This is a genomic window from Streptomyces lunalinharesii, assembly GCF_039532155.1.
GTDB lineage: Bacteria > Actinomycetota > Actinomycetes > Streptomycetales > Streptomycetaceae > Streptomyces > Streptomyces lunalinharesii.
Genome location: NZ_BAAARK010000027.1, coordinates 94,268 through 101,520 on the forward strand (window position 1 = coordinate 94,268; position 7,253 = coordinate 101,520).

Here is a 7,253-nt window from a genome sequence, read left to right on the forward strand (position 1 = left end):
CACCACTGACGGCGACGGGGACTCAGAGGGGCAGGCACAGCGACGACATCGCCAACGTCGCTTCGCGCAAGGTTTTCCACAGGCCGAACGCGACTCCGCCGGAGCCTCGTACGGTAGCCCCATGAACACAAAACGTTGCAGCCGAGAGCGGGACCCGACGGGCTCCGGCCCGTCGAGCGGGAGGCGTACAGCTCATCCTGCGGAGGGGTCACGACCGGAGGGTCAGCGCGCCAGCCGCCCGAGCAGCGAGGAGGCCACGGCGATACCGGCGACCGCCGCGCCGGCAAGGACGGCGAAGTCGAGGGCCAGATGGGAAGCAGTGCCCAGAAGCAGTCCGCGGAGGGCGTCGACCTGATAGCTGAGCGGGTTGATCCTGCTGACGGCCTGGAGCCAACCGGGCATGACGGCCACGGGATAGAGGGCGTTGGAGGCGAAGAAGAGCGGCATGGTGATGGCCTGGCCGATGCCCATCAGCCGATCGCGGGTCAGCACGATGCCGGCGATCGAAATCGACAGGCACGAGAAGAAGGCGGAGCCCAGGACCACTGCGACGGCCACACCCAGCAGGCGCAGCGGGTTCCAGGTCATGGCCACGCCGAGCAGCGCAGCGATGACGATCACCACGACGGCCTGGAGCAGTGCCTTGACTCCGGCGGCGAACGCCTTGCCCGCGATCAGGGCGGACCGTGGTGTGGGGGTGACCAGCAGTTTGGTGAGGATCCCGGCATCCCGTTCCCAGATGATCATGATGCCGTAGAAGATCGCGATGAACATCGCGGACTGGGCGATGATGCCCGGCGCCAGATAGTCGATGTAGGGGGTGCCACCGGTGGGAATGGCCTTGATACGGGTGAAGGTCTCGCCGAAGACCACAAGCCAGAGGGCTGGTTGGACGGCGCGGGTGTAAAGCTCCGTGCGGTCGTGGCGGAGCTTCTGCAACTCCACCACGCACATCGCGGCGACCCTGGCGGGCAGCACCCGCCAGCCGGCACGGGCGCGCGGCGGGACCAGCAGGAGGTCCAAGTGGCGGGCGGCAGCGCCGGTCTCAACCGACTCGTGCTGCGGTGCGACGGGTGCTCCGGACATCGCGGAAGCCTCCTGACTGCTCGTCGAGGCCGGTGCCGGCGACGTCCCGGAAGACGTCTTCCAGCGTCGGCTCCGCGGCGGACAAGGACGAGAGGGAAGGGGAGGAGGGGGAGGGAGAGGGGGAGGGGGAAGCGGGGGTGAAAGCGGTGCCCGGTGCGGCCGGAGTGCCTGCCGTGCGGGCGCGGCGGGCACGTAGGTCTTCGCGGAGTTCGCCGGGCGTTCCGAGGGCGCGGATCCGGCCTTGGTGCATCAGGGCGACACGGTCGCAGTACTGCTCGGCCTCGTCCATGTAGTGGGTGGTGACCAGCACGGTCATGCCGGTGGCTGCGCGAACCTCGTTGATGCGCTCCCAGACGCTGGTGCGGGCGATCGGATCGAGCCCGATCGTCGGTTCGTCGAGCATCAGCAGGCGGGGTGCGCTGACCAGTGCCTGCGCGAGTTCCAGGCGTCGGATCATGCCGCCGGAGTACGTCTTGGCGAGCCGGTCGGCGGCGACGGTGAGGTTCACGGCAGCCAGCGCCTGGGCGACGCGGGCCGCGCGTTCGCGGCGCGGCACGTCGAAGACCCGGGCGAACAACGCGACGTTCTCCCGGCCGGTCAGCCCGGAGTCGGCGGACAGTTGCTGCGGCACGTAGCCGAGGAGACGGCGCACGGCCATCCGTTCCCGTGCCGCATCGCGCCCGAAGACCCGGACCATGCCCACGGGAACGGGCAGGAGGGTGGTGATGCAGCGAATAGCGGTGGTCTTTCCCGCCCCGTTCGGACCGAGCAGACCGAAGACCTCACCGGGGCGGACCGCCAGATCCACCCCGTCCACGGCACGGGTCTCACCGAAGTCGTAGCGGAGGCCATGGCAGGTGAGGGCGTCGGCGCCCGAGGCCCGATCCGCCGCGGAAACCTGCTCGGTGTCAGCGGCCACCGCTCGGCCGGGCAACGCTCCGGTGCTGTCCACGGCCGCTCCGGGGCCGGTCCGCGGGGCCGACCGGCCCGGGTCTTCGCTGCTCATGGTCCCTCCGTCTGCTGGTGCAGGTTGTGGGCGAGCCGGCGCAACGCCGGAAGGGCAGCCTCCAGTGCGGTCCGGTCGGCCTCGGTGAGGCGCGTGACCTGTTCGCGGACGAGGGCACTGCGGCGGATCTCCCAGTCGTGCAGCCGCGACCGGGCCGTCAGGGTCGGGAAGAGCTGGGCCGAACGCCGGTCGAGGGGGTCCGTCTGCCGGCACAGGTAGCCGGCCCGGCTGAGCTGGTTGACGAGGGTGGAGACCGAGTTGCCCGCAAGGTAGAGCTCTTGCGCGGCGGCGGAGACGCGGATGCCGGGCCGGGCAGCGACCAGCCGCAGGAGTTCGACCTGGGCGCCCCGCAGCCGCGGGGCGGGCAAGCCGGACCGGAGCCGACGCCGGATCAGCCGTTGGATACCGGCCAGTACGTCAGCCAGCTCATCGGGGAGGTCCCCTGTGGCCATATATCGACTTTAGCTCTCAGTGAGAGGCATGTCAGCCGGTGCTCGACCGGTCAGAGAGGAGGGGCACCCGTGGAGAAGACCCGGTAGGCGGAGCCCCGCAGGAGCACGTCGGGCAGCCCCTCACAGGCCCCCGCTCATCCCTGAGAAGCCGGCGCCTGGCCATGGGGCAGGATGCCGCCCATGGCCAGGCCCAAGGAGTTCGATCCGCGCTCCACGCTCGGCGGCACGTCCCTGCAGGACCTCGTGGACGCGCTCGGGACCAATCGCTCCAGCAGCGCCACGGAAGGCCACCACACGGCTGCGGACCGCACTCCGCGATACGGAAAGCACCTACACCGCCCTGCCGGCCAGGAGCACGGACCCGGGCGGGTCTCCCCTGGGCGCTGACGCGAGCACCGCCCGCTTCAGCGGTCCGCTGCCGGCCTCAGACGCCGTAGAGGTGGCGGAGCACCCGATCGACCTCCCACTACTGGTGAAGTCCTCGACGGCCACACCCGGGACGCCGGTCTCACCCCACGCCTCGACGACCTTCCGGGAAGTGCGGCTGGCCGCAGCATCGGCCGCCTTCCCCAAAGACAAAGGACCGGGCACTTCCCTCAGCACCCGGACGAGGCGCACCGGACCGTTCGCCTCGTACCCGAAGACCACCGCCCGCGCACTACAGCAGACGGGGTGCACGATCCATCCCGCAACCCGGGAGTTGGGGCACGGCGGGACAAAGGCATCGGGAAACGCGATCCCGACAGCAAGACAAGCCAAGGAAACCCACAGCAAGTCAACCGGGAACGGTGGAAGGCCACGGTGCGGCACGCCCCCTCACACGGATTGCCACCGCACCCGCAGAACCAGCCAACCGCACCGCGCACCATGGGTATTGTGGCGCCGCGTGGGCGACAGCACGGTGTGGACTCTGGCCATCGCGGCGTTGACGGGCGGTACGGCGGTACTGGCCAGCTGGGTGACCAGTCGCGGCAGTACGCAGGCAGCCAAGATCCAGGCGGAGACCGCCGCGCGGTCGCAGCGTGCGGAAAAGCTGCGGGAGAGTCGGCGCACCGCCTACCTGGACCTGATCGAACAGGCTCACCAGATCGGCGAACTGTACTGGGAGATCTCCGCGGAGCTACGGGGCCCGGCCTCGGGCACCCGCACCACCAGGCTCGACGCGCTGCACGACCGCGAGATCGCCGAGTACGCGAAGATCCGTCGCTGCGCGCGGGTCGTGGAACTGGAGGGCCCGCCCTCGGCCGCGGCCGCGGCACTCGCCCTCCAGAAGGCCACCGGCCCCTTCTACGAAGCGCTACGGACCGGTATGTCCGAGGGCGCCGACTGCAACGAGGAGTTCAACGCCGCGTACAGCCCGTTCTGGAAGGCGCTGGAGACCTTCGTACAGGCAGCCCGAACGGCACACCAGACGGACTGAGCCCCACGCGCCGACCACACCGCGGGCACCCGCCGCACCCCCGCATCAGACACCTCCCGCCCCACCCATTCAGCCCACCACCTCCTCCCCCACCCCCACCCCCCACGCGATCCCCAAACCCGCCGCACAAGCGCTGGGTAATCCCAGGTAGCGACGCGTAACGGCGGGTAACGACGCAAGAGGCCGCGTCGAAAAACAAAGCCGGCACCGCCGCACAGGCAGCCGCCCCCCGCGCACAGCCGAGGCGTCGCCCCCATCGGCTACGTACGCTATCCGGGATGAAATACCACCTTTGTGACCGATGAGTGAAGGCAAGCAAAGACAGGCACCAGGCACTCCTCCCCTGCCGCCCCCCGGTACGCGGACGGCAATTCGCTCATCGTTCTCGGCAATTCCCCCGCTCACGAAATCGCCCGTCCTTCTCACCCCGGGAGTTCGGAATGGCAAAGGAAGCTGACCCCACCGTCTGGAACTGTCCCTTCGATTACGCCGAGGCGTTGGAGTTCGATCCGACGCTCAGGCGGATCATGACCGAAGAGCCGGTTGCGCGCATTCGACTGCCCTACGGCGAGGGCGAGGCGTGGCTGGTCACCAAGTACGACGACGTGCGGACCGTGACGACGGACCGGCGGTTCAGCCGGCACGCCATCGTCGGGCGGGACTTTCCGCGGATGACGCCGGAGCCGATCGTGCAGGACGAGGCGATCAACGTCATGGACCCGCCCGCGAGCAGCCGGCTACGGAGCCTGGTCGCCAAGGCGTTCGCCCCGAAGCAGGTGGAGCGCATGCGGTCCCGCACACAGCACGTCGTGGACGAGCTGCTGGACCGGATGGTCGAGAACGGGGCGCCGGGCGACCTGATGGAGAACCTCGCGTCCCCGCTCCCGCTGACGACGATCTGCGAGGTGCTGGACATCCCCGAGGGCGAACGGGCGCAGTTGCGCGGCTACGCCCGGACGATGATGAACACCAGCCTCGACAACAAGGACAACGCCATCCGCGCCAAGGCCGACATGCGGGAGTACTTCACGGAACTCACCGCACGGCGCCGGCGGGACCCCGGGGACGACCTGATCAGCGCGCTGGCCACGGCCCGTGTCGGGGACGAGGTCCTCGACGCGAAGGAACTCACGGTCATGGCCATGGTGCTCCTCATCACCGGCCAGGACACCACGACCTACCAGATCGGCAACCTCTCGTACACGCTGCTAACCCGGCCCAAGGACCTGGCGATGCTGCGCGCACGGCCCGAGGCCCTGCCGCAGGCGATGGAGGAGATGCTGCGGTTCATCCCGTTCCGCAAGGGGGTCGGCATCCCGCGGGTCGCCCTGGAGGACGTGGAGCTCAGCGGCGTGACGATCCGGGCCGGGGACATCGTGCACGTGTCGTACCTGACGGCGAACCGGGACGCCGAGAAGTTCGAGCGCCCCGACGAACTGGACCTGTCCCGCGAGGCCACCGGCCACATGACCTTCGGCTGGGGTGCCCACCACTGCTTGGGCGCCCCGCTGGCCCTCACGGAACTCCAGGTCGCGCTCAGCACCCTGCTGCAGCGGTTCCCGGACCTGAGGCTCGCCAAGCCTGCCGAGGAACTCCGCTGGAACACCACGGCGATCTGGCGTTACCCGTTGGCCTTGCCAGTGGTGTGGTGAGGGGCCGGGGCCGCGGTGAATCCGCGGCCCCGGCGGCGGCATGCGGAACTCACTCCCCTGGCGTACGGTCTAGGAATGACCCAGCTGCACGGGGACAGTTCATTCTTCGACGGATGGCCCGCTCGCGTCCTTCCAGGGGTCTGTGTCATCAGGCCGGCGTAATCGCTGAGGATTCCGCCGGCCGACAACGGAAGTGACAACAACGCGAAGTGCAAAGCGAGAACAGCTCTGGGCGGACCACAGTCTGCAAGGAGTGCATCGATGGCCGTTTTGTGCAAACCGGCAATCGCGGTCCCTGAATACATCATCACCAGGGACGACACCCTCGAACTGGCACGAGAGCTGCACGCCAACCACGCACAGCTGAATCTCGTGCTCAGGCTGATCGAGCATACGGGCGTGGTACGACGGCATCTGATCCAGCCGATCGACAAGGTGCTGGAGCACCCGGGGTTCGACGCCCGAAGTGCCATCTACGAAGAGGAGTCCAAGGCGCGCGTCCCTGACGTGGTGCGCAGGGCACTCGTCCAGGCAGAGGTGGAACCACGCGAGATCGACCTGATCATCTACGTGTCGTGCACCGGGTTCATGATGCCGGCACTGACCGCGTGGCTCATCAACCACATGGGGTTCCGCTCGGACACCCGGCAGGTCCCCATCGCCCAACTCGGCTGCGCCGCGGGAGGTGCCGCGATCAACCGCGCGCACGACTTCTGCCGGGCGTACCCGCACGCCAACGTCCTGCTCGTCGCCTGCGAGTTCTGCTCGCTGTGCTACCAGCCCGAGGACATCGGAGTCGGATCGCTGCTGTCCAACGGCCTGTTCGGGGACGCGGTCGCGGCAGCCGTGATGCGCGGCTCTGGCGGCACCGGCGTCCATCTGGAGCGGAACGCCTCGTACCTGATCCCCCACACCGAGGACTGGATCTCCTACGCGGTGCGATCCACCGGATTCCACTTCCAGTTGGACAAGCGGGTTCCGGGCACGATGGAACCGCTCGCACCGGCACTCCGCGGCCTCGCGGAGGAAAACCACTGGGACGCGGGGAACTTGGACTTCTACATCGTCCACGCGGGAGGTCCGCGCATCCTCGACGACCTGAGCCGTTTCCTCGGCGTGCCCGACGAAGCGTTCCGGTTCAGCCGGGCGACGCTGACCGAGTACGGCAACATTGCCAGCGCGGTGGTGCTCGACGCCCTGGCCCGCCTGTTCGACGAGGCATCGGCACAGGACGGACAGCGCGGCCTGATGGCCGGCTTCGGCCCCGGCATCACCGCGGAGATGTCACTGGGAACGTGGACATCGACGGCCTGACCTGACCCAAACCCCAAACCCCAAAGCCACCCGACGGGCCGTCACCGACGGCCCGTCAGTCATGCTACGAAACGACGCCAACTACCCCGAGAAATTGAGCACTTAAGGACCCGAGGCATCGCAATGCAAACGCTCCCCGAGCGAACGAGCCGGAACGCAGAAAAACCCCGCACCATAAGGTGCGGGGCTTTCCCACAATGATTGTTCGGCGGCGTCCTACTCTCCCACAGGGTCCCCCCTGCAGTACCATCGGCGCTGAAAGGCTTAGCTTCCGGGTTCGAAATGTAACCGGGCGTTTCCCTAACGCTAAAACCACCGAAACA

General features: G+C 68.4%; 6 protein-coding genes and 1 rRNA gene. 3 read left to right on the forward strand and 4 right to left on the reverse strand.

The window, feature by feature from the left end; translation table 11 throughout:
• Positions 1 to 222: 222 nt before the first annotated feature.
• The 3 genes from ABD385_RS30675 to ABD385_RS30685 are packed head-to-tail and all read right to left on the reverse strand — an operon-like array spanning position 223 to position 2,544.
• Positions 223 to 1,086, reverse strand: a complete 864-nt coding sequence (locus tag ABD385_RS30675; RefSeq protein WP_344582176.1) for an ABC transporter permease — start codon at positions 1,084 to 1,086, stop codon at positions 223 to 225.
• Entirely contained in the window at positions 1,046 to 2,092 is a 1,047-nt protein-coding gene (locus tag ABD385_RS30680; protein WP_344582177.1) for an ATP-binding cassette domain-containing protein, read from the reverse strand. Before ABD385_RS30680 ends, ABD385_RS30675 begins: the two co-directional genes overlap by 41 nt.
• A complete protein-coding gene (locus ABD385_RS30685) occupies positions 2,089 to 2,544 on the reverse strand; it encodes a MarR family winged helix-turn-helix transcriptional regulator (RefSeq protein WP_344582179.1) in 456 nt (151 codons plus the stop codon). Before ABD385_RS30685 ends, ABD385_RS30680 begins: the two co-directional genes overlap by 4 nt.
• An 886-nt stretch (positions 2,545 to 3,430) precedes the next feature.
• Here ABD385_RS30685 and ABD385_RS30690 point away from each other — a divergent pair.
• The 3 genes from ABD385_RS30690 to ABD385_RS30700 all read left to right on the forward strand — a co-directional run bounded on the left by ABD385_RS30690 (position 3,431) and on the right by ABD385_RS30700 (position 6,930).
• On the forward strand, positions 3,431 to 3,964 hold the full coding sequence (locus ABD385_RS30690) for a hypothetical protein (RefSeq protein ID WP_344582181.1): 534 nt from the start codon (positions 3,431 to 3,433) through the stop codon (positions 3,962 to 3,964).
• A gap of 440 nt (positions 3,965 to 4,404) precedes the next feature.
• Positions 4,405 to 5,616, forward strand: coding sequence for a cytochrome P450 (locus ABD385_RS30695; protein ID WP_344582183.1), 1,212 nt, complete (start codon positions 4,405 to 4,407; stop codon positions 5,614 to 5,616).
• 261 nt (positions 5,617 to 5,877) lie between these two features.
• Positions 5,878 to 6,930: a type III polyketide synthase gene (locus tag ABD385_RS30700; protein ID WP_344582185.1), complete on the forward strand. Its 1,053-nt coding sequence runs from the start codon at positions 5,878 to 5,880 to the stop codon at positions 6,928 to 6,930.
• Positions 6,931 to 7,133: 203 nt separating this feature from the next.
• Here the strand turns inward: ABD385_RS30700 and rrf are convergent.
• Positions 7,134 to 7,250 (reverse strand): 5S ribosomal RNA (gene rrf, locus ABD385_RS30705).
• Between the last annotated feature and the right edge of the window lie 3 nt (positions 7,251 to 7,253).

Excerpts from the sequence above, each read along its gene's own strand:
- ABD385_RS30680 (WP_344582177.1), bottom strand. The coding sequence starts at position 2,092 with ATGAGCAGCGAAGACCCGGGCCGGTCGGCCCCGCGGACCGGCCCCGGA.
- ABD385_RS30685 (WP_344582179.1), bottom strand. The coding sequence starts at position 2,544 with ATGGCCACAGGGGACCTCCCCGATGAGCTGGCTGACGTACTGGCCGGT.
- ABD385_RS30700 (WP_344582185.1), top strand. The coding sequence starts at position 5,878 with ATGGCCGTTTTGTGCAAACCGGCAATCGCGGTCCCTGAATACATCATC.
- ABD385_RS30675 (WP_344582176.1), bottom strand. The coding sequence starts at position 1,086 with ATGTCCGGAGCACCCGTCGCACCGCAGCACGAGTCGGTTGAGACCGGC.
- ABD385_RS30695 (WP_344582183.1), top strand. The coding sequence starts at position 4,405 with ATGGCAAAGGAAGCTGACCCCACCGTCTGGAACTGTCCCTTCGATTAC.